This window comes from Actinomycetota bacterium (assembly GCA_019347575.1).
Taxonomy (GTDB): domain Bacteria; phylum Actinomycetota; class Nitriliruptoria; order Nitriliruptorales; family Nitriliruptoraceae; genus JAHWKY01.
Genome location: JAHWKY010000017.1, coordinates 68,646 through 87,390 on the forward strand (window position 1 = coordinate 68,646; position 18,745 = coordinate 87,390).

An 18,745-nucleotide genomic window follows, 5' to 3' on the forward strand; every position below is an offset into this window, starting at 1 on the left:
GGTGCTCAAGCTGGTCGTCCCCAAGGGCTCGCTGGAGGAAGCGACGATCAAGCTGCTCCGCGATGCGGACCTCGAACTGCACCGGGCGAGCGACCGCGACTACTTCGGCCGTATCGACGACCCCCGCCTCAGCGAGGTCGCCATCCTGCGACCGCAAGAGATCCCCCGCTACATCCAGGAGGGTTTCTTCGACCTCGGGATCACGGGGCGTGACTGGATCGAGGAGACCTCGGCCGAGGTCGAGTCCCTCACCGAGCTCAACTACAGCAAGCGCACCGCCAACCCCATCCGGGTTGTCCTCGCAGTGCCGCAGGACCGCGCCTGGAAGTCGGTCACCGATCTACCCGACGACGTGCGGGTCTCGACCGAGCTGCCCGAGCTGACGCGGCGCTTCTTCGACCAGCACGGCAAGAAGGCACGCATCTTCCTCAGCTACGGGGCGACCGAGGCGAAGGTGGGTTCGATCGTCGATGCGTGCGTGGATGTGACCGAGACCGGCAGCACGCTGCGCAAGCAGGGTCTGAAGATCATCGACGAGCTCCTGCTGTCCCGGACGGAGCTGATCGCCAACGTCGAGTCGTACGCCGATCCGGTCAAGCGCCAGGCCATGGAGGACCTCAAGACGCTGCTGCTGGGTGCCATCGACGCTCGTGGCCGCGCATTGCTGAAGCTGAACGTCGCCACCGATGATCTCGAAGCCGTGCTCGAGCTCGTCCCCAGCATGAAGGCCCCGACCGTCAACCAGCTCGCCCACGAGGACGGCTTCGCGGTCGAGACCGTCGTCGACAAGCGCGGCGTCAACGAGCTGATCCCCAAGCTGAAGGCCGCGGGTGCCTCGGGCATCCTCGAACTGCCCATCACCAAGATCGTCCCCTAACTTGGCGATGGCGCATCCGCGCCGTCGATGCTGTCGTGGTGCCTCGTCCGCGACCGAGAGCGCGGTCTCGGTCGCTCGGGACGAACGGAGCCGACCGCTAGTCTGGTCAGCCTTCCGCTGGAGGTGACCCCGTGCGACGCGTCCTGCTGACTCTGCCGCTGATCGCGGTGGCCCTGTGGCTGAGCGCGCTGCCGGCCCTCGCCACCGAGGCCGAGGCTGGCGCCGAGGAGGACATCGACGGCATCCTCCTCGCGCTGATCCTGGGTGTGATCGTCGGCGCGGGCCTGTTCGTACACGCCTACGCGCGCGGTGACGCCGCTGCCCGTCACGAGGACACCGCGTCCGACGAGCACCACTGATGGCGGCCCAGCCGCCCCGCGAGGGCCCCTCGGACGAGGAACTGGCCGCCTACCTCGGTCAGCTCCGCGAGGCACCGGTGACTGACCTGATCGCCCAGGCGGTCGCGATGCTCGTCAACGCGGCCCAGGTCAAGCTCGGACTGCCCGACGGCCGGACGTTGATCGACGCCACGGCGGCCATCATGGAGGCGGCCGGCGACGGCGTCGAGGACAGCTTCCGGCGTGAGGTCGAGGGCATCGTCAACCAGCTGCGCGTGGCACAGGTCGAGGCCGAACAGCAGGTGGCTGCGAGCCCAGGGGGAGGGGCGCAGTCCCCTTCGCCGGGTGAGGCGCCGATCGGCGGCTCGGATGCCGCGTCCGTACCGTCCGAGACCGAGCAACGAGGGACCGGTTCGGCGGGCTCACGGCTCTGGGTGCCGCCTGGCGCGAGCTGATACCCTCTTCGGACCCGGCTCCGGCCGGCACAACCGAACAGCGAAGCGGAGGCCGTCCGACGGCTCCCACCCGGCAGGTCACCGACCTCGTCGGGTCACGACTCCACCGGTCCCTCGCCCCGCGCGCGGACCGGTCTGAACGTGCGGCGGCCCTCGAAGGCCGCCGTTGGCGTTCCAGCGGGCGCTCGTGACCTCCGCCCCCCACCCAGGAGGAGCAGCATCAGCGAACAGCGCTTGAACCAGGAGATCAAGGTCCCGCGTGTGCGGCTCGTGGACGCGGATGGCACGCAGGTCGGCATCGTCCCCCTCGCGGAGGCGCTCCGGTCGGCCCGGGAGCAGGGGCTCGATCTCGTCGAGGTGGCGCCCAACGCCGATCCGCCGGTCTGCCGGATCATGGACTTCGGCAAGCACAAGTACCAGCAGGCGCAGAAAGAGAAGGAAGCGCGCCGGCGCCAGAGCCAGATCGTGATCAAAGAGATCAAGATGCGGCCCAAGATCTCGGATAACGACTACGAGACCAAGACCGGCCACGTGCGACGCTTCCTGAACGATGGCGCCAAGGTCAAGGCGACCATCATGTTCCGCGGCCGCGAGATGACCCACACCGAGCTCGGACGCAAGCTGCTGGACCGGCTCGCCGATGACGTGAGCGAACTCGCCAACGTCGAGTCCTATCCCACGGTCGACGGTCGCAACATGGTGATGGTGCTGTCCCCGATCAAGAAACGCGAGAAGCCCGAGAAGAAGCCCGAACGCGACGAGCCCGACGCGGCCGCCGACAACGGCGAGGCGGGCGCGGGTTCGCCGTCCGACGTCGAGGACACCTCGGCGGACGAGTCGATGGACGACACGGCGGACGTCACCGCGGACGAGACCCAGCCGACCGCTGCCGGGTGAGATCGATCTCGACTCGCCTCAGGCGGCTCCGGAAGTGGAAGGCACCAACGTGAAGCAGAAGACCCACAGCGGCGCGAAGAAGCGCTTCCGCATCACCAAGAACGGCAAGGTGATGACCCGCCAGCGCAACCGCGCCCACATCCTCGAGAAGAAGAGCTCGTCGCGCAAGCGCCGTCTCAAGGGCCAGGTCCCACTGGCTCCCGACCAGGCCAAGCAGATCAAGCGGCTGCTGAACCAGGGCTGACGCCACCGCTCACCGCCACGGGTCGACCGCACGTCGATCCACGACGTCCTGAAGGGGAACACCATGGCACGCGTCAAGCGTGGCACCCACGCCAAGAAGAAGCACCGTGCGGTCCTCGACCGGGCCAAGGGCTTCCGCGGCGCCCGCAGCCGGCGCTTCAAGGTCGCCAAGGAGGCCGTCCAGCACGCCGAGCGGTACGCGTACCGCGACCGCCGCAAGCGCAAGGGCGACTTCCGCAAGCTTTGGATCACCCGCATCAACGCCGCTGCCCGCAACGAGGGGCTGAGCTACAGCCGCCTCATGCACGGGTTGAAGCTGGCCGAGATCGAGGTCGACCGCAAGAACCTCGCTGATCTCGCCGTCCGCGACCCGGCCGCCTTCTCGGCGCTGGTGACGCAGGCCAAGGCCGCGCTCGAGGCGTCTTGACACTGACCTCGACGGCCAACGCCCGCGTCAAGGCGGTCGCGGCCCTGCGCCAGCGTAAGTACCGCGAGCGGGAGGGTCGCTTCTTGGCGGAGGGGCCGGGACCGGTCGTCGAGGCCCACCGCGACGGTATGGTCGAGACCGTCTACGCGACGGAGGATGGCGCCTCACGGTTGCCGCCCGACATCGAGATCACGCTCGTCAGCGACGACGTGCTGGCGAAGATCAGCGATGCGGTCACCCCGCAGGGCGTCGTGGCGGTGTGCACGAGGCGCGTTCACACCTTGTCCGACGTGCTCGGCGAGGGCTACTGCATCGTGCTGCACGGCATCGCCGATCCGGGCAACGCCGGCACGGTGGTGCGCACCGCGGACGCGTTCGGGGCCGCGGGCGTGATCTTCACGTCCGGATCGGTCGACCCGTGGAACCCCAAGGCGGTCCGTGCGGCAGCTGGATCCACCACCCACGTCCGCCTGGTCGTCGATGTGGACGGTGACGAGATGCTGGACGCGTGTCGATCCTCGGGAACGCGCACCGTCGCCCTCGATGCCCACGGGCCGGTCCGGATCGACACGCCCGGTGCCATCAGCGCGCCCTGCGCTCTCATCGTCGGCAGCGAGGCCCACGGGCTGGCTGCCAGCGTTACCGACCGTGCCGATGTCGTCTGTCGGATACCGGGGTTCGGGCGGGCGGAATCCCTAAACTTGGCCGCGGCGACAGCGGTGGCCGCCTACGCCACCGCGAGCGCGGTGTACGACAGCATCGACCCCGGCGCCGGCGGAGCGGACCAGGTGTGACGGCGATGCAGTTCGAGCTGTTCGACCTCCTCCCCGAGGCGGTGGTCGTGGTCTCGGTCTCCGGGCGGATCGAGCACCGCAACGACCGCGCCGACCACCTGCTCGGTCTGAGGCAGGACGTCGTCGGGCAGCCGTTCGACGATGCCGTCGTGCTGATCGACGACAGCGGCGGCCACTGCACCGGCCTGATCGGGTTGGTCAACCCCGTCGCCCCGCGACTGGCCGAGAGGCTCCTGCGGGTGAGGCTGCCGGACGGACGGCTCCGGCCGGTCGCGGTCGCCGGTCGCCTCCACGGTGCTCGGATCGTGGTGACCTTCCGACACGGAGGGCGCCGCGAGCGTCTCGACGCGGCTCGCAGCGACCTCGTTGCCACCGTGTCGCACGAGATCCGCTCGCCGCTGACGTCAGTGAAGGGCTTCACCCGCACGCTGCTGCTCAAGTGGGATCGGTTCAGCGACGAGCAGAAGCACACCATGCTCGAGACGATCAACGCCGATGCGGACCGGGTCACTCGACTGCTCACCGAGCTGCTCGACGTCTCGCGGATCGACGCGAACCGGGTGCAGCTGCGAACCCAGCGCATCGATGTGCCCGAGCTGGTCACGCGCATCGTCGAGCGGGTGAAGCAGCGCCCTGAGGGGGACGGTCGCACCGTCGAGGTGGCGCTGGACCGCGCGATGCCGCCCCTGCTCGCCGACCAGGACAAGATCGAGCAGGTCATCACCAACCTCGTCGAGAACGCGCTGCAGTACGCACCGGACAGCGACGTCCGCCTCGAGGGGGAGGCCAACGACGGCGTGCTCGACCTGCGTGTCATCGATCACGGGCCGGGGATCCCTGACGATCAGCAACGCCGGATCTTCGAGAAGTTCGGTCGCGGCCGTCAGAACCGCCGTGCGGGCACCGGACTGGGGTTGTACATCAGCCGCGGCCTCGCGCGTGCGCACGGGGGTGACGTGTGGTGCACGAGCGACGAGGGAACGGGCGCGACCTTCCACCTGCGGCTGCCGTTCCAGCCCCAGTCCTCCGGGCTCAGCGACGGGACGTGAGCACGAGGATCTGCCGACAGCAAGCGCCCCGGTAGGCTCGATCGACCTGACCGGAGCGCGCTGTGGCGGATCACCTCGACGAGCTCGACGAGCTCGCACGTGACGCCTTCGATGCCCTCGAAGCCGCTGGTGATCTCGACGCGCTGGAGGCCGTCCGGGTTCGCTTCACCGGCCGCAAGAGCGCGCTGACGTCCATCCAGCGCAGCCTGCGCGACCTCGACGACGAAGGTCGACGCGAACTGGGCCAGGCGCTCAACCGGTTCAAGGACGAGTTCGAGGAGCGCTTCGAGGCCGCGCGCAGCGCGTTCGCTCGTGCGGCGATGGATACACGACTGCAAGCCGAGCGCGAGGATCTGACGCTGCCGCCCCGCCGGATCCGCCCCGGCCGGCCCCACCTGCTCACCCAGGTCAGCGACGAGATCGTCGACATCTTCGTCGGGCTCGGGTACCGCGTGGCCGACGGTCCCGAGGTCGAGGCCGGCGTGTACGCGTTCGACCTGCTCAACATCCCTCCCGACCATCCCGCGCGCCAGGAGATGGACACGCTCTACGTGTCGCGCCAGGGCGACGTGGTGCTGCGGCCCCACACCTCGCCGGTGCAGGCGCGCACCATGCTGGCTCAGCCGGCGCCGATCGCAGTCGTCGTCCCCGGCCGCGTCTACCGCGCTGACACCCCTGACGCCACGCACTCGCCCTTCTTCACCCAGGTCGAGGGTCTGTACGTCGACGACGACGTGACCATGGCCGACCTGCGCGGAACCCTGCTGTCGTTCGCGCGGGCCGTGTTCGGGGCTGACCGCGAGGTGCGCCTCCGGCCATCGTTCTTCCCCTTCACCGAGCCGTCGGCCGAGGTCGACGTCTCCTGCCCGTTCTGCGCGGGCGACGGGGCGCCGTGCCGTGTCTGCAGCGGTACGGGGTGGATCGAGATCCTGGGAGCCGGGATGGTCGATCCGCAGGTCCTCAGCGACTGTGGTCACGATCCGGCCGAGGTGTCGGGGTTCGCCTTCGGTGTCGGCGTCGAACGGGTGGCGATGCTGCGTCACGAGGTGAACGACATCCGCCACTTCCACGACGGTGACGTGCGCTTCCTGCGTGCCTTCTGACCACCCAACCTACGAGGTCGCACAACCGTGAAGGTCCCCCTCTCCTGGCTCCGGGAGTTCGTCGACGTCGAGCTCGAACTCGACGAGCTGCTCGAGCGCATGGGCGCCAACGGGCTCGAGATCGAGACCGTCACCCGCCCCGGTGCAGGCGTCACCGGCGTCCGGACCGTCCAGGTGCTGCGGGTCGAGCCCCACCCCGACGCCGACAAGCTGGTCCTCGTTCGGGTGAGCGACGGGACCGACGAGCACGAGGTCGTCTGCGGGGCGCACAACTTCGGGGTGGGTGACGTCGTGCCCCACGCCCCGCCTGGCGCCACCCTGCCCGGGGGGGTCCAGCTGGAGCGACGGGAGATCCGTGGGGTGACGAGCGCGGGGATGTTGTGCTCACCGCGCGAGCTCGAGGTCGCGGCCGATCACAGCGGCATCCTGGTCCTGCCGGACGACGCGCTCCCGGGGGTGGACATCCACGAGCTGCTGCCCCTGGGTGAACCGGTCATCGATGTCGCGGTCATGGCGGACCGGGGCGACCACCTGTCGGTCGTGGGAGTCGCCCGCGACCTCGCCGCGATCCTCGACAGCGAGCATCGCGCCCCGGCCCATCCGCAACCCCGCGACGACGGGCCCGTCGCCGTCGACATCGAGGCGGTCGAGGGCTGTAGCCACTACGTCGGCTGGGTGGTCGAGACCGTTCGCATCGGACCTTCCCCGTGGTGGCTGCGGCGCAGGCTCGAAGCGTCCGGCGTGCGTTCGATCAACACCGTGGTCGACGTGACCAACTACGTCGCGCTCGAACTGGGCCAACCGCTGCACGCCTTCGATCTCGACCGGCTCCAGGGCGACACTCTCTCGGTTCGCTGGGCCGCTGAGGGTGAGCACCTGGTGACCCTCGACGACAAGGATCGGACGCTGCTGAGCACCGATCTGGTCATCGCGGACGCGCGGGGAGCGGTCGCGCTCGCGGGGGTGATGGGCGGGGCGCGCAGCGAGGTCACGGACACCACCACGCGAGTGCTGCTCGAGGCCGCGGTGTTCGATCCGCTCACCGTGCGACGGACGTCGCGGCGACTGAACCTCGTCTCCGAGGCGAGCACCCGCTTCGAGCGGAGGGTCGACCCCGCCGGGGCGTGGCGCGGCGCGGCTCGGGCGGTCGAGCTGCTGCGACGGATCGCGGGCGCGACCGACGCTGGCGCGACCGACGGGGGGGAGCCGAGGTGGGACCGCACGCCGGTGGTCCTCGACACCGCCTGGTGTGCGCACTTCGTCGGCGTCGACGATCTCGACGCCTCGACGCAGGCGCGGCTGCTCGAGCGCGTGGGCTGCGAGGTCGATGGCGACGGCGATGGGAACCTCCGGGTGATCGCCCCGTCCTGGCGCGGTGATCTGCGCCGGCCCGCGGACCTGGCTGAGGAGGTCATCCGCCTCCACGGGTACGACCGCGTCCCCACGATCCTGCCGGCCATCCCGCTGCGTGGCGGACTGACGAGGGTCCAGCAGGCCGAGCGGGACATCCGGGGCGCCGCCCTCGCCGCCGGGTTCCACGAGGCCCAGACCTCGCCGTTCGTCTCGGCCGCGGGATCGTTGGTGCCGCTTGCACCGGGCGATGGGGCCGTGACGGTCGAGAACCCGGTCGCCGCCGACGCCCGAGATCTACGTCCATCCCTCACCGAGGGTCTGCTCGGGGCGCTGCGGCACAACGTCGGGCAGGGTCGTCCAGGGGCGGCGCTGTTCGAGTACGCCCGCATCTTCCGGCCCAGCGGAGGGTCGCTCGACGACGCGCTCGCCGCGTTCGGCGAGGCGTGGCGGTGGGACGATCCGCAGGGCCGGCCTCTTCCCACCCAGCCTCGGGTGCTCGGCGTCGCGGCGCAGGGGGTCCGCGTCGGTGATCGGTGGCTGGACACGCGAGGGACCTGGGAGGTCCAGGCCATCCTGGCGCTGTTCGACGACGTGGTCGGCCGTGTCGCGCCCGGTGCGGTCCTCGAGCGGCTCCAGGAGCCGCGTCCCGGTCTGCACCCGGGGCGGACGGCAGGCCTGCGCCTGCGCGGCGTCGAGATCGGGGTCGTCGGCCAGCTCCGCCCCGACGAGGCAGCCGCGCGCGACCTGCCGGAGCCGGTGGTGTTGGGCGAGCTGCTGATCGAGCCGCTGCTCGAACTCGTGGGGGGCCCGCCGCTACGTGCTCCGACGCTGGTCCGCCACCCGGCGGTCACGGTGGACGTCGCGCTCGTGGCGGACGACACCGTCCCGTTCGCACGCCTGGAACGCGCGATCCGTGACGGGGCGGGGGAGCTGCTCGACGAGTTGTGGGTGTTCGACACGTACCGTGGGGAGCAGATCGGAGAGGGTCGGCGCAGCGTCGCGGTGCGGCTGCGACTGCAGGCCCCCGAGCGGCAGCTGACCGATGAGGACGCCGAACGTGTGATCGAGGCTGTCGCGGCCGCAGCCGAGCGTGAGGGTGCGACCCTGCGGAGGTGACCTGTGGACGATCTGCGCGTGAACCGCAAGCTGACCATCCCTGCGGCCGAGCTCGAGGTCCGGGTCGCGCGGGGGAGCGGCCCCGGTGGGCAGGGTGTCAACACCACCGACAGCAAGGTCGAGCTCCGCTTCGATGTCACGAACAGCGGAGTGCTGTCCGACAAGCAGCGGCGCGCCATCCGCAAGCACCTCAGCAACCGTCTGACCAAGGATGGGGTGCTGCTCGTGCAGGCCGCGGAGCGACGCAGCCAGCACCGCAACCGCGAGGACGCGCGGCGGCGCCTGCGTGACCTGCTGCGTGAGGCGCTGAGGCCGCGCAAGCGCCGGATCGCCACGCGACCGAGCCGCGCTGCGGACGAGCGCCGGCTCCAGGAGAAGAAGCACCGAGGGCGGATCAAGGACCTGCGCAAGCCGCCCGAATCCTCCTGAGCGACGCTCCACGGCAGGAGCGGCCGGGTGGACGGTCGACATCCAGGGTTCACCATCCAGGGTTCACCCCACGCCGAGAGCGACCTGCGCCAGCGCCGCAGGGCTTGCACGTGCTATGCAGGGTCCTGTATACATATGCACCTGCGGGTGTCAGCGTTGGTGCCCGGGAGAGGGTGAGGTGACCGCCAAGGTCGGGATCGTCGGCGCGTCGGGCTACGGCGGGGCCGAGCTGCTCCGCGTGCTGTACGGCCACCCCGCCGTCGAGGTGGCCGTCGTCGCCGCGCAGCGCCGGGCGGGAACACCCATCGCGGATGCGTTCCCGAACCTGCCGGGTGACGCGACCTTCGACGTCGTCGACACCGACCGGCTCGCCAGTCTCGACCTGGTGTTCCTGGCGACCCCTCACGGAGCATCGCTGCAGTTGGGACGGTCGCTGACCGAGGCAGGGACGCGCGTCGTGGACCTGTCGGGTGCGTTCCGGCTCGAGCCGCACACGTTCGAGCAGGCCTACGGCGAGCCGCATCCTGCAGCGGCGCTCGCACCGGCGGTGTACGGCCTCACCGAGTTCACGCGCGCAGCGGTCGCCGCGACCGACCTGGTGGCGAACCCGGGCTGCTACCCGACGGCGACGCTGCTGGGACTGCTGCCGTTGGCGCCGCTGATCGTCCCAGGATCGATCGTCGTCGATGCGAAGTCGGGGACGTCCGGAGCGGGAGCGGGTGCGTCGGATCGTCTTCACCATCCTCACGTTCACGGCGATGTCGTGGCCTACGGGGCGCCGACGCACCGCCACACCTGGGAGATCGAGCAGCACCTCGCGGCGCTCGGCCCGACCTCCGCGCAGACGGTGTCGTTCACGCCGCACCTGATCCCGATGTCACGAGGGCTCCTGGCGACGTGCTACGGCGCTCTCGTGGAGGGCGCCACGCAGGCAGATGTCGACGCCGTGCTGCGTGATCGGTACGCGGACGAGCCGTTCGTCCACGTCCTGCCCCCCGGGACGTTCCCGCACACCAAGGCGCTCGCCGGATCCAACGGCTGCCAGGTCAGCGCCACCGTCGACGAGCGCACCGGTCGCGTCGTGGTCACCAGCGCCATCGACAACCTCGGCAAGGGTGCCGCCGGGCAAGCAGTCCAGAACGCCAACGTCATGCTCGGTCTCGAGGAGGCCGCCGGTCTCACCGCGCTGGGGGTGTACCCGTGACCTGGGGACCGGATGATCGTCGGGGGCTGACGAAGCGGCCCGGCGGTGTGACCGCCGCCGCTGGCTTCCGTGCCGGAGGGATCGCCGCCGGGCTGAAGCCGTCGGGTCGCGCCGACCTCGCGGTGGTCGCTGCGGATGGACCGGCCACGACGGCGGTCACGACGACGACCAACCTCGTCAAGGCGGCCCCGTGTGTGCTCACCGAGCGCCACGCGGCCAACGGCCACGCTCGTGCGGTGGTCATCAACGCCGGCAACGCCAACGCGTGCACCGGACCGCAGGGTCTCGCAGACGCCGAGGCGACCGCGGCTGCGGCAGCGGCGCTGCTCGGCGTCCCGACTGACGATGTGCTGGTGCTCTCGACGGGGATCATCGGACAGCGGCTGCCGCTGGACCGTGTGCTCGGTGGCCTGCCGCGCGCCGTGGACGACCTGACCGCCGACGGACACGAGCGCGCTGCCACCGCCATCATGACCACCGACACGCGCGTGAAGGAGGTCGCCTACCGCGTCGACGACGACGCTGGCTCGTGCGTGGTCGGCGGCATGGCCAAGGGTGCCGGGATGATCGAGCCGGCGATGGCGACGATGCTGTGCGTCATCACCACCGACGCTCCCCTCCCCCCGCCGGTCCTGCGGCCACTGCTGCGGCAGGCGGTCGAGCGGTCCTTCAACCGCATCTCTATCGACGCGTGCGGCTCGACCAACGACGCCGTCGTGGCGCTCGCCAGCGGCACCGCATCACGACCCCCGACGCTCGCCAGCGTGCAGCGCGCCTTCGCCGCGGTCTGCGCGGACCTCGCCTACGCCGTCGTCGAGGACGGTGAGGGGACGAACCGGCGCGCGTTCCTGCACGTGCGGGGCGCAGCATCCGACGAGGAGGCGACCCGGCTCGCACGCGCCGTCGCCGCATCGGTGCTGTTCCGCGCTGCACTCGCTGGCGGCGATCCCAACTGGGGTCGCATCCTCGCCGCGATGGGCGGCAGCGGGGTCGCCTTCGACCCCGCGCGCGTGAGCGTGACGTGCGGCGGGGTGACCGTCTGCCGCTTCGGGACCGCGACGGTCTTCGACCGCGGTCAAGCAGCCATCGCGATGAGCAAGCCCGAGGTCGACATCGACATCGACCTCGGAGGTGGGATGGGTGCAGCGACCTACCTCACGACCGATCTGACGCCCGAGTACGTCCGGTTCAACGCCGAGTACACCACCTGATGGCCGCCGTCGCCCCCCACGACGAACGTGGCGCCGCCGCCCAGCACAAGGCTGCGGTGCTGCGCGAGGCGTTGCCGTGGATCACGCGCTTCCACGGGCGCATCGTCGTCATCAAGTACGGCGGCAACGCCATGATCGACGCGGACCTCAAGCGCTCCTTCGCCGCGGACGTCGCACTGCTGCACTACGTCGGCCTCCGGCCGGTGATCGTTCACGGGGGTGGCCCGCAGATCGACGAGGTCGGGGCATCGATGGGGCTCACGAGCTCGTTCGTCGACGGACTGCGCGTCACCGACGATGCGACCATGGACGTGGTGCGCATGGTGCTGCTCGGACGCGTCAACCCCGAGCTGGTCGGACTCGTCCAGGGAGCTGGCGCCCCGGCGGTCGGGGTCTCGGGGACCGACGCCGGCTTGCTGCGGGTCCGGCGTGCCGTGGGGGATCGGGGCGAGGACCTCGGCCGCGTCGGCCGCGTCGAGCACGTCGACCCCGGTGTCCTGCACCACCTGCTGTCCGACGGCTTCCTCCCGGTCGTCGCGACCGTTGGACTCGACGCCGACGGCACCGACCACAACGTCAACGCCGACGAGGCCGCCGGTGCCATCGCCGCCGCGCTCGCGGCCACCAAGCTCGTGTACCTGACCGACGTGCCCGGGCTCTACGCCGACTTCGGCACCGGCGGCGACGCTCCCGACCCCACGGACCTCATCAGCGAGGTCGGGGTGGCGCAGCTCGAGCACATGCTCGCCGACGGTGACCTGCACGCCGGCATGCAGCCCAAGGTCCGTTCGATCGTCGAGGCGCTCAAGGCCGGGGTTCCCCAGGCGCACATCCTGGACGGCCGCGTGCTCCACGCGGTGCTGCTCGAGGTCTTCACCGACGAGGGCGTCGGCACGATGGTGACCATGGAGCTGACGTGATGGCCGATCGCGATCTCGAGGAACTGCAGGCGCGGGACGCCGCCCACGTGATGGGCACCTACGGACGCCAGCCGATCGGGTTCGTCCGGGGCGAGGGCACGGCGCTGTTCGACACGCAGGGCCGCGCCCACCTCGACTTCCTCAGCGGTCTCGCCGTGACCAGCCTCGGCCACGCCCACCCGGAGGTGGCCGACGCCATCGCCGCTCAGGCACGGACGCTGGTGCACACCTCCAACCTCTACCTCACCGTTCCGATGCTCGACCTCGCCGAGCGTCTCGCCCGCGTCACGGAATGGCCCGACGCGCGTACCTTCCTGTGCAACAGCGGCGCCGAGGCCAACGAGGCCGCGATCAAGCTCGCTCGGCGGTGGGGCAAGCAGCGATCGGACGACAAGATCCGAGTGGTGACGCTGGAGGGGTCGTTCCACGGCCGCACCCTCGCGACCCTGGAAGCCACCGGCCAGCCCGCCAAGCACACGCCGTTCGCTCCGCTCGCGGGCTACGTGGACACCGTTCCCCACGACGATGCCGAGGCGCTGACGGCCGCGGTCACCGACCGAACGTGCGCCGTGCTCCTCGAGGTCATCCAGGGCGAGGGTGGTGTCCGACCCGTCCCCCCCGACGTGCTCGCGGCCGCCCGCCGGGCGTGCGACGAGCACTCCGCCCTGCTGATCGTCGACGAGGTGCAGACGGGTGTCGGACGTACCGGGCACTGGTTCGCGTTCCAGGGCACCGAGGTCGTCCCCGACGTCATCACCGTGGCCAAGGCGCTCGGCAACGGCGTGCCGATCGGGGCGTGCATCGCGCGGGGCACTGCGGCGGCAGCCCTCGGGCGCGGCGATCACGCCACGACGTTCGGAGGCAACCCGCTCGTGTGCGCGGCGGCGGTGCGCGTCCTCGACATCATCGAGCGAGACGGGCTTGTCACCGCCGCTGCCGAGAAGGGCGAACGGGTGCGCGAGGGGATCGCGAAGCTGGTCGCTGACGGACTCGCGACGGGGGTGCGGGGCGCGGGCCTGCTCCTGGCCGTCACCCTGCCCGACCGGGTCGCAGCCGAGGTCGAGACCGCATGCCGCGAGCGGTTCCTGATCGTGAACGCGGTCGCGCCGGACGCCATCCGCCTGGCTCCGCCGCTGACCGTGGATGGTGACGAGATCGACCTCGCACTGGCCGTGCTGCGCGACGCGCTCACGTCCGTGCGCGCCGACAACGCCCATGAAGAGAGGAGTGAGGATGAGTGACGCACCGGTGGACAGCCGGACGATCCTGATCGTCGAGGACGACAGCACCGTTGCGGAGCTGCTCGTCGAGGTCCTGCGACACGAGGGCTTCAACTCGACGGTGGCCGCCGACGGGCTCGAGGGTCTCGTCCGTCTCCGAGGCGATCAGCCCGACCTCGCGGTGCTCGACATCATGATGCCGGACATCAACGGCGTCCGCGTCCTCGAACAGCTCCTCGAGGAGGGCGATGGCAACCTCGAGGTGCCGGTCATCGTCATCACCGGATCACCGGAAGGGGCGAAGCAGAGCCGACAGCTGCTCGGGGAGGAGAACGTGTTCGAGAAGCCGTTCGATCCCGACGACCTGGTCGCTCGCATCCGCGCGGTGCTGGACTGAGGAGGCCTCCATGCAGGACTTCCTGAGCATCGACGACCTCGACGGCCACAGCCTGTTCGAGCTGCTCGACGTCGCCGACGGGTTGCGTTCCGACCGCTCGCTGCGTGACGACCTGCGTGGCCAGACGGTCGCGCTGATCTTCGAGAAGCCGTCCACCCGGACGCGCGTGTCGTTCGAGGTCGCGGTGGCCGAGCTCGGAGGTCACCCGCTGCCGCTGTCGTCCGCCGAGCTGCAGCTGGGGCGGGGCGAGACCATCGCCGACACGGGCCAGGTCCTGTCGCGCTACGTCCACGGCATCGTCGTGCGCACCTTCGGCCAGGACCGGCTCGAGGAGCTCGCGGCAGCGGCCTCGGTGCCTGTGATCAACGCCCTCACCGATCGCGAGCACCCGTGCCAGGCGCTCGCCGATCTGCAGACGATCCGCGGCGTGTTCGGCAAGCTCGAGGGCCTCACCTTGGCGTACGTCGGCGACGGGAACAACGTCGCACACTCGCTCCTCCTGGCCGGGGCCTTGACCGGGATGCAGGTGCGGGTCGCCCACCCCGAGGGCTACGCCCCGAACTCCGACGTCGTCGACCGCGCCCGGAGGATCGCGGGTAGCGACGACGCCGTCGTGGTCACCACCGATCCCGACGACGGCGTCGACGGCGCGGACGTGGTCTACACCGACGTGTGGGCGTCGATGGGTCAGGAATCCGAGGCCGAGCAGCGCGCGGGGGTGTTCGCTCCGTACCGCGTGGACCAGCGCCTGATGGACGCGGCGGCATCGGGGGGGATCTTCCTCCACTGCCTGCCGGCGCACCGCGGCGAGGAGGTGGCCGACGAGGTCATCGACGGTCCCGCGTCCCACGTGTTCGACCAGGCCGAGAACCGTCTCCACGCGCAGAAGGCACTGCTCATCCGGTTGCTCGGCGGGGTGGGCTGACCGTGGCGGCGCGCAACGGCAAGGACCGGCGACAGGCGCTGCTACGACGGCTACTGGACGAGTACGATGTCCGTTCTCAGGACGAAGCCGTGGCGGTCCTGTCCGACAACGGGATCGAGACCACCCAGGCGACCGTGAGCCGTGACCTCGACGAGATCGGGGCGGTGAAGGTTCGGGGCACCGACGGATCGCTCGTCTACCGCGTCGTCAGCGATCCCGGCCCCGGGACCGCCAGGGGCAAGCTCGCCGACACGCTCCGACGCTACGTGCAGCGGGTCGACGCCAGCGGCAACATCGCGGTGCTCCGGACGCCCCCCGCCGGCGCCCCGCCCGTTGCCAGCGCGATAGACCTCGCCGAGCTCCCCGGAGTGCTCGCGACCATCGCGGGTGACGACACCGTCCTCGTCGTCGCCACGGCTGGGGTATCGGGCGATGAGCTGGCCCGGCGCTTCCGCGAGCTGGCGCTCGTGGACGAGCTCTCGCCGCACTGAAGATGCAAGGTCGTGCTACCGCTCCGCTACTTGAGCACGGAAGGTTGTGCTATCGCTCCGCTACTTGAGCACTGGAGTTCCCCGTGAAGCAACGCGTCGTCCTCGCCTACTCCGGTGGGCTCGACACCTCGGTCGCCATCCGTTGGCTCGCCGAGAACCGTGACCTCGACGTGATCGCGTGCGCGATCGACGTCGGCCAGGACGCGGACGACATGGAGCAGATCCGCCAACGTGGCCTCGACTGCGGCGCCGTCGAGTCGATCGTGATCGATGCCCGGGACGAGTTCGCGGACGAGTTCGTCGCACCCGCCCTGCGGGCCAACGCGCTCTACATGGGCAAGTACCCGCTCGTGTCGGCCTTGTCCCGGCCGCTGATCGTCAAGCACCTCGTCGCCACGGCCCGTGCTCACGATGCCGCCGCTGTCGCCCACGGCTGCACGGGGAAGGGCAACGACCAGGTCCGCTTCGAGGTGGGGACGATGTGCCTCGCGCCCGACCTGCAGACCTACGCTCCGATCCGCGAGTGGGGCCTTTCGCGCGAGGCGGCGATCGCCTGGGCCGAGGAGCGGGGCGTCCCGATCCCGGTGAAGAAGGCGTCGCCATACTCCATCGACGAGAACTCGTGGGGTCGCACCGCGGAATGCGGGATCATCGAGGATCCGTGGGCGAAGCCGCCAGAGGAGGTCTACGCGCGCACGGTGAGCCCGCAGGTGGCCCCGGACGAGTCCGAGGAGCTGATCCTCACCTTCGAAGCCGGGCTGCCGGTCGCGGTCGACGGCAAGGAGCTGCCGCTCGCGGACCTGATCGCGGAGGTGGACCGTCGCGCGGGCGCTCACGGCGTCGGCCGCATCGACATGGTCGAGGACCGCCTGGTGGGCATCAAGAGCCGCGAGATCTACGAGTGTCCCGGCGCGGTGACGCTGCTCGCGGCCCACCGTGACCTCGAGGACCTGTGCCTCGAACAGGAACTGGCCGAGCACAAGCGGGGCGAGGAGGGCCGCTACAGCCAGCTGATCTACAACGGGCTGTGGTGGGGACCTCTGAAGCGGGCTCTCGACGCCTTCATGGACGAGGCCAACCGCTACGTGACCGGTGAGGTGCGGGTGGAGCTGTACAAGGGGACGGCCGCGCCGGTCGGGCGGCGTAGCGAGGTCGGGCTGTACGACCTCGACCTGGCGACCTACGACGAGGGCGATCGCTTCGACCACACCCAGGCCGAGGGCTTCGTGAAGCTGTGGGGGCTGCCGCTCAAGACGTGGGCGCGGCGCACCCGTCGCCTCGGCGACGACCTGTGACACCCGAGGGACGGCTGTGGGGTGCGCGCTTCGGCCAGGCGCCAGCCGAAGCCGCCTGGCGCCTCGGTGTCTCCACCGGCTTCGATGCCCGGCTGTGGCGCGAGGACATCGCGGGCTCCCGGGCACACGCCCAGGAGCTGCTCCGCATCGGTGTGCTCGATCACGACGAGTGCGAGCGCATCCTCGAGGGCCTCGACCGCTGCGCCGCGCTCTTCGCCGAGGGGAGCTTCCGCTTCGAGCCGACCGACGAGGATCTGCACGGCGCGATCGAACGCTGGCTCGTCGAGGACCTCGGCGAGCTCGGTGGCAAGCTCCGTGCCGGCCGCTCCCGCAACGACCAGATCGCCAACGACCTACGGGCCTACGTCAAGCGCGCCTGCGGCCAGATCCGCGGCGCCATCTCCGATCTGCAGGAGGCGATCTGCGACCAGGCCGAGGCGCACCTCGACTGGCTGGCACCCGGCTACACCCACCTGCAACGAGGTCAGCCCGTCCTGCTGTCGCACCACCTGCTCGCGTACGTGTGGATGCTCGACCGCGACGCGGCCCGGTTCGCCGGAGCTGCCACGCGTAGCGACGTCTCGGTCCTGGGGGCGGGGGCGCTCGCTGGCACGACCCTCGAGGTGGATCCCGCGGCCTACGCACGCCACCTCGGGTACGCCGGTGTCGCCGAGAACTCCATGGACGCGGTGGCCTCGCGCGACTTCGCGCTCGAGTTCCTCGCTGCGGCGGCCATCCTCGCGACCACCCTGTCGCGGATGGGGGAGGAGCTGGTCACCTGGAGCAGCGCGGAGTTCGCGGTCGTGCGGCTAGGCGACGCCTTCTCGACCGGCTCCTCGATCATGCCGCAGAAGCGCAACCCCGACGTCGCCGAGCTCGCCCGCGGCAAGGCGGGACGCGTCATCGGCGACCTCGTCGCACTGTTGACGACGATCAAGGGACTGCCGCTGACCTACAACCGCGACCTGCAGGAGGACAAGGAACCGGTCTTCGACGCCGTCGACACGCTGGCGCTGACGCTTCCCGCTCTGACCGGGGCCGTGAGGTCGCTGACCTTCGACCGCCACCGGCTCGAAGCCGCCGCTGGCGGCGGTCACGCCCTCGCGACGGACCTGGCCGAGGAGCTCGTGCGGCGGGGCGTGCCGTTCCGCGAGGCCCACGACGTCGTGGGCGGGCTGGTCCGCGATGCCGACGAGATCGGGATCGACGTGGCGGACCTCGACGTCGCCAGGATCGCGGCGGCGCACGCGGCGCTCGATCGTTCGGTGGCGGAGGTCCTCGACGCGCGGGCGGCGGTGGAACGCCGTGCGAGCCCCTTCGGCACCGCGACAGCCAGCGTGCTGACCCAGCTGCGCCGGGCCCGGGACGCGGTCGTGCGCAACCGTGGCGTGTGACGCCGGTCCGCCGTACCTTCACACCATGCAGCGTCCCGATCGCATCCCTCGCTCCTGGACCACGCTCGCCGCGGCCGGTCTCATCGTGTTGGTCACGCTGCCGTTCCTCGACGCGGGGGTGGGTCTGGCGCGCTCGGCGTTCGATCCCGCCCCGCCCACCGGGAGGCGGCTCGAGGCGATGATCCGCCTCGGCATCCCGGCATCCGACGGCAACGGTCTGGTCGGGGCGTCCGCGGCGTTGACCCTGGCGCTGTGCGCCGGGTCGTTCGTACTGGCCGGTGGCCTGGTTGCCCGGCGGGAGTGGGCGCGCTTCGGCGGGATGCTGACCTTCTCGTTCTTCGCGATGATGCTCGTCCCGCTGACGCTCGGCGGTCTCGGTGGGACGTCGTCTGCGTGGATCGGGGTCACGGTCGCCGCCGCCCAGGTGCTCATCGTCTGGCTGCTGTGGTCCCGCCGGACCGCCGACGACATCGACGATGCGGAGTGGCTGCGTCAGCGTCGGCGTGCTGAGCGCGGGAACGCCGGTCTGATCCGGCGGTTCCGGGTGTTCCTCGCCACCGCCCGGGCGGACGACTTCCGCTCCCGACCACTCAGGTAGCGTCGAGGT

General features: G+C 70.7%; 21 protein-coding genes. All 21 read left to right on the top strand.

Translation table 11 applies throughout. From position 1 onward, the window contains the following. Window position 1: 1 nt before the first annotated feature. The 21 genes from hisG to KY469_13080 all read left to right on the top strand — a co-directional run bounded on the left by hisG (window position 2) and on the right by KY469_13080 (window position 18,736). Window positions 2-877, top strand: coding sequence for an ATP phosphoribosyltransferase (gene hisG, locus KY469_12980; protein ID MBW3664009.1), 876 nt, complete (start codon window positions 2-4; stop codon window positions 875-877). 131 nt (window positions 878-1,008) lie between these two features. Beyond that, window positions 1,009-1,236 carry a hypothetical protein gene (locus tag KY469_12985; GenBank protein MBW3664010.1) on the top strand — a complete coding sequence of 76 codons (228 nt, stop codon included), beginning with the start codon at window positions 1,009-1,011 and terminating at the stop codon, window positions 1,234-1,236. Then, the gene (locus KY469_12990; GenBank protein ID MBW3664011.1) at window positions 1,236-1,670 is read left to right on the top strand and encodes a hypothetical protein; all 435 of its coding nucleotides are present in this window, start codon (window positions 1,236-1,238) and stop codon (window positions 1,668-1,670) included. Before KY469_12985 ends, KY469_12990 begins: the two co-directional genes overlap by 1 nt. A gap of 219 nt (window positions 1,671-1,889) precedes the next feature. Beyond that, the gene (infC, locus tag KY469_12995; protein ID MBW3664012.1) at window positions 1,890-2,567 is read left to right on the top strand and encodes a translation initiation factor IF-3; all 678 of its coding nucleotides are present in this window, start codon (window positions 1,890-1,892) and stop codon (window positions 2,565-2,567) included. Window positions 2,568-2,616: 49 nt separating this feature from the next. After that, window positions 2,617-2,811, top strand: coding sequence for a 50S ribosomal protein L35 (gene rpmI, locus KY469_13000; protein ID MBW3664013.1), 195 nt, complete (start codon window positions 2,617-2,619; stop codon window positions 2,809-2,811). 63 nt (window positions 2,812-2,874) lie between these two features. Beyond that, on the top strand, window positions 2,875-3,237 hold the full coding sequence (gene rplT / locus KY469_13005) for a 50S ribosomal protein L20 (protein MBW3664014.1): 363 nt from the start codon (window positions 2,875-2,877) through the stop codon (window positions 3,235-3,237). Further along, entirely contained in the window at window positions 3,234-4,031 is a 798-nt protein-coding gene (locus KY469_13010; GenBank protein ID MBW3664015.1) for an RNA methyltransferase, read from the top strand. Before rplT ends, KY469_13010 begins: the two co-directional genes overlap by 4 nt. Window positions 4,032-4,036: 5 nt before the next feature. Further along, complete coding sequence (locus tag KY469_13015) at window positions 4,037-5,080, top strand: PAS domain-containing sensor histidine kinase (GenBank protein MBW3664016.1); 1,044 nt, start codon at window positions 4,037-4,039, stop codon at window positions 5,078-5,080. A gap of 62 nt (window positions 5,081-5,142) precedes the next feature. Continuing rightward, window positions 5,143-6,183: a phenylalanine--tRNA ligase subunit alpha gene (gene pheS / locus KY469_13020; GenBank protein MBW3664017.1), complete on the top strand. Its 1,041-nt coding sequence runs from the start codon at window positions 5,143-5,145 to the stop codon at window positions 6,181-6,183. 27 nt (window positions 6,184-6,210) lie between these two features. Then, a complete protein-coding gene (pheT, locus tag KY469_13025) occupies window positions 6,211-8,652 on the top strand; it encodes a phenylalanine--tRNA ligase subunit beta (protein ID MBW3664018.1) in 2,442 nt (813 codons plus the stop codon). Window positions 8,653-8,655: 3 nt separating this feature from the next. Then, complete coding sequence (arfB, locus tag KY469_13030; GenBank protein ID MBW3664019.1) at window positions 8,656-9,081, top strand: aminoacyl-tRNA hydrolase; 426 nt, start codon at window positions 8,656-8,658, stop codon at window positions 9,079-9,081. A gap of 115 nt (window positions 9,082-9,196) precedes the next feature. Further along, window positions 9,197-10,285 (top strand): N-acetyl-gamma-glutamyl-phosphate reductase, encoded by a 1,089-nt coding sequence (gene argC, locus KY469_13035; GenBank protein ID MBW3664020.1) that lies wholly within the window; start codon window positions 9,197-9,199, stop codon window positions 10,283-10,285. A gap of 26 nt (window positions 10,286-10,311) precedes the next feature. Then, complete coding sequence (gene argJ / locus KY469_13040) at window positions 10,312-11,496, top strand: bifunctional glutamate N-acetyltransferase/amino-acid acetyltransferase ArgJ (GenBank protein MBW3664021.1); 1,185 nt, start codon at window positions 10,312-10,314, stop codon at window positions 11,494-11,496. Next, window positions 11,496-12,416 carry an acetylglutamate kinase gene (gene argB, locus KY469_13045; GenBank protein MBW3664022.1) on the top strand — a complete coding sequence of 307 codons (921 nt, stop codon included), beginning with the start codon at window positions 11,496-11,498 and terminating at the stop codon, window positions 12,414-12,416. Before argJ ends, argB begins: the two co-directional genes overlap by 1 nt. Beyond that, entirely contained in the window at window positions 12,416-13,657 is a 1,242-nt protein-coding gene (locus KY469_13050; GenBank protein MBW3664023.1) for an acetylornithine transaminase, read from the top strand. Before argB ends, KY469_13050 begins: the two co-directional genes overlap by 1 nt. Next, the gene (locus tag KY469_13055; GenBank protein MBW3664024.1) at window positions 13,650-14,033 is read left to right on the top strand and encodes a response regulator transcription factor; all 384 of its coding nucleotides are present in this window, start codon (window positions 13,650-13,652) and stop codon (window positions 14,031-14,033) included. Before KY469_13050 ends, KY469_13055 begins: the two co-directional genes overlap by 8 nt. Window positions 14,034-14,043: 10 nt before the next feature. Beyond that, complete coding sequence (gene argF, locus KY469_13060) at window positions 14,044-14,958, top strand: ornithine carbamoyltransferase (GenBank protein ID MBW3664025.1); 915 nt, start codon at window positions 14,044-14,046, stop codon at window positions 14,956-14,958. Beyond that, on the top strand, window positions 14,955-15,449 hold the full coding sequence (locus KY469_13065) for an arginine repressor (GenBank protein ID MBW3664026.1): 495 nt from the start codon (window positions 14,955-14,957) through the stop codon (window positions 15,447-15,449). The genes argF and KY469_13065 overlap by 4 nt, the downstream gene beginning before the upstream one ends. An 83-nt stretch (window positions 15,450-15,532) precedes the next feature. Then, window positions 15,533-16,744, top strand: a complete 1,212-nt coding sequence (locus KY469_13070) for an argininosuccinate synthase (protein ID MBW3664027.1) — start codon at window positions 15,533-15,535, stop codon at window positions 16,742-16,744. Then, window positions 16,741-18,138, top strand: a complete 1,398-nt coding sequence (gene argH / locus KY469_13075; GenBank protein ID MBW3664028.1) for an argininosuccinate lyase — start codon at window positions 16,741-16,743, stop codon at window positions 18,136-18,138. The genes KY469_13070 and argH overlap by 4 nt, the downstream gene beginning before the upstream one ends. A gap of 25 nt (window positions 18,139-18,163) precedes the next feature. Further along, complete coding sequence (locus KY469_13080) at window positions 18,164-18,736, top strand: hypothetical protein (GenBank protein MBW3664029.1); 573 nt, start codon at window positions 18,164-18,166, stop codon at window positions 18,734-18,736. Window positions 18,737-18,745: the final 9 nt, after the last annotated feature.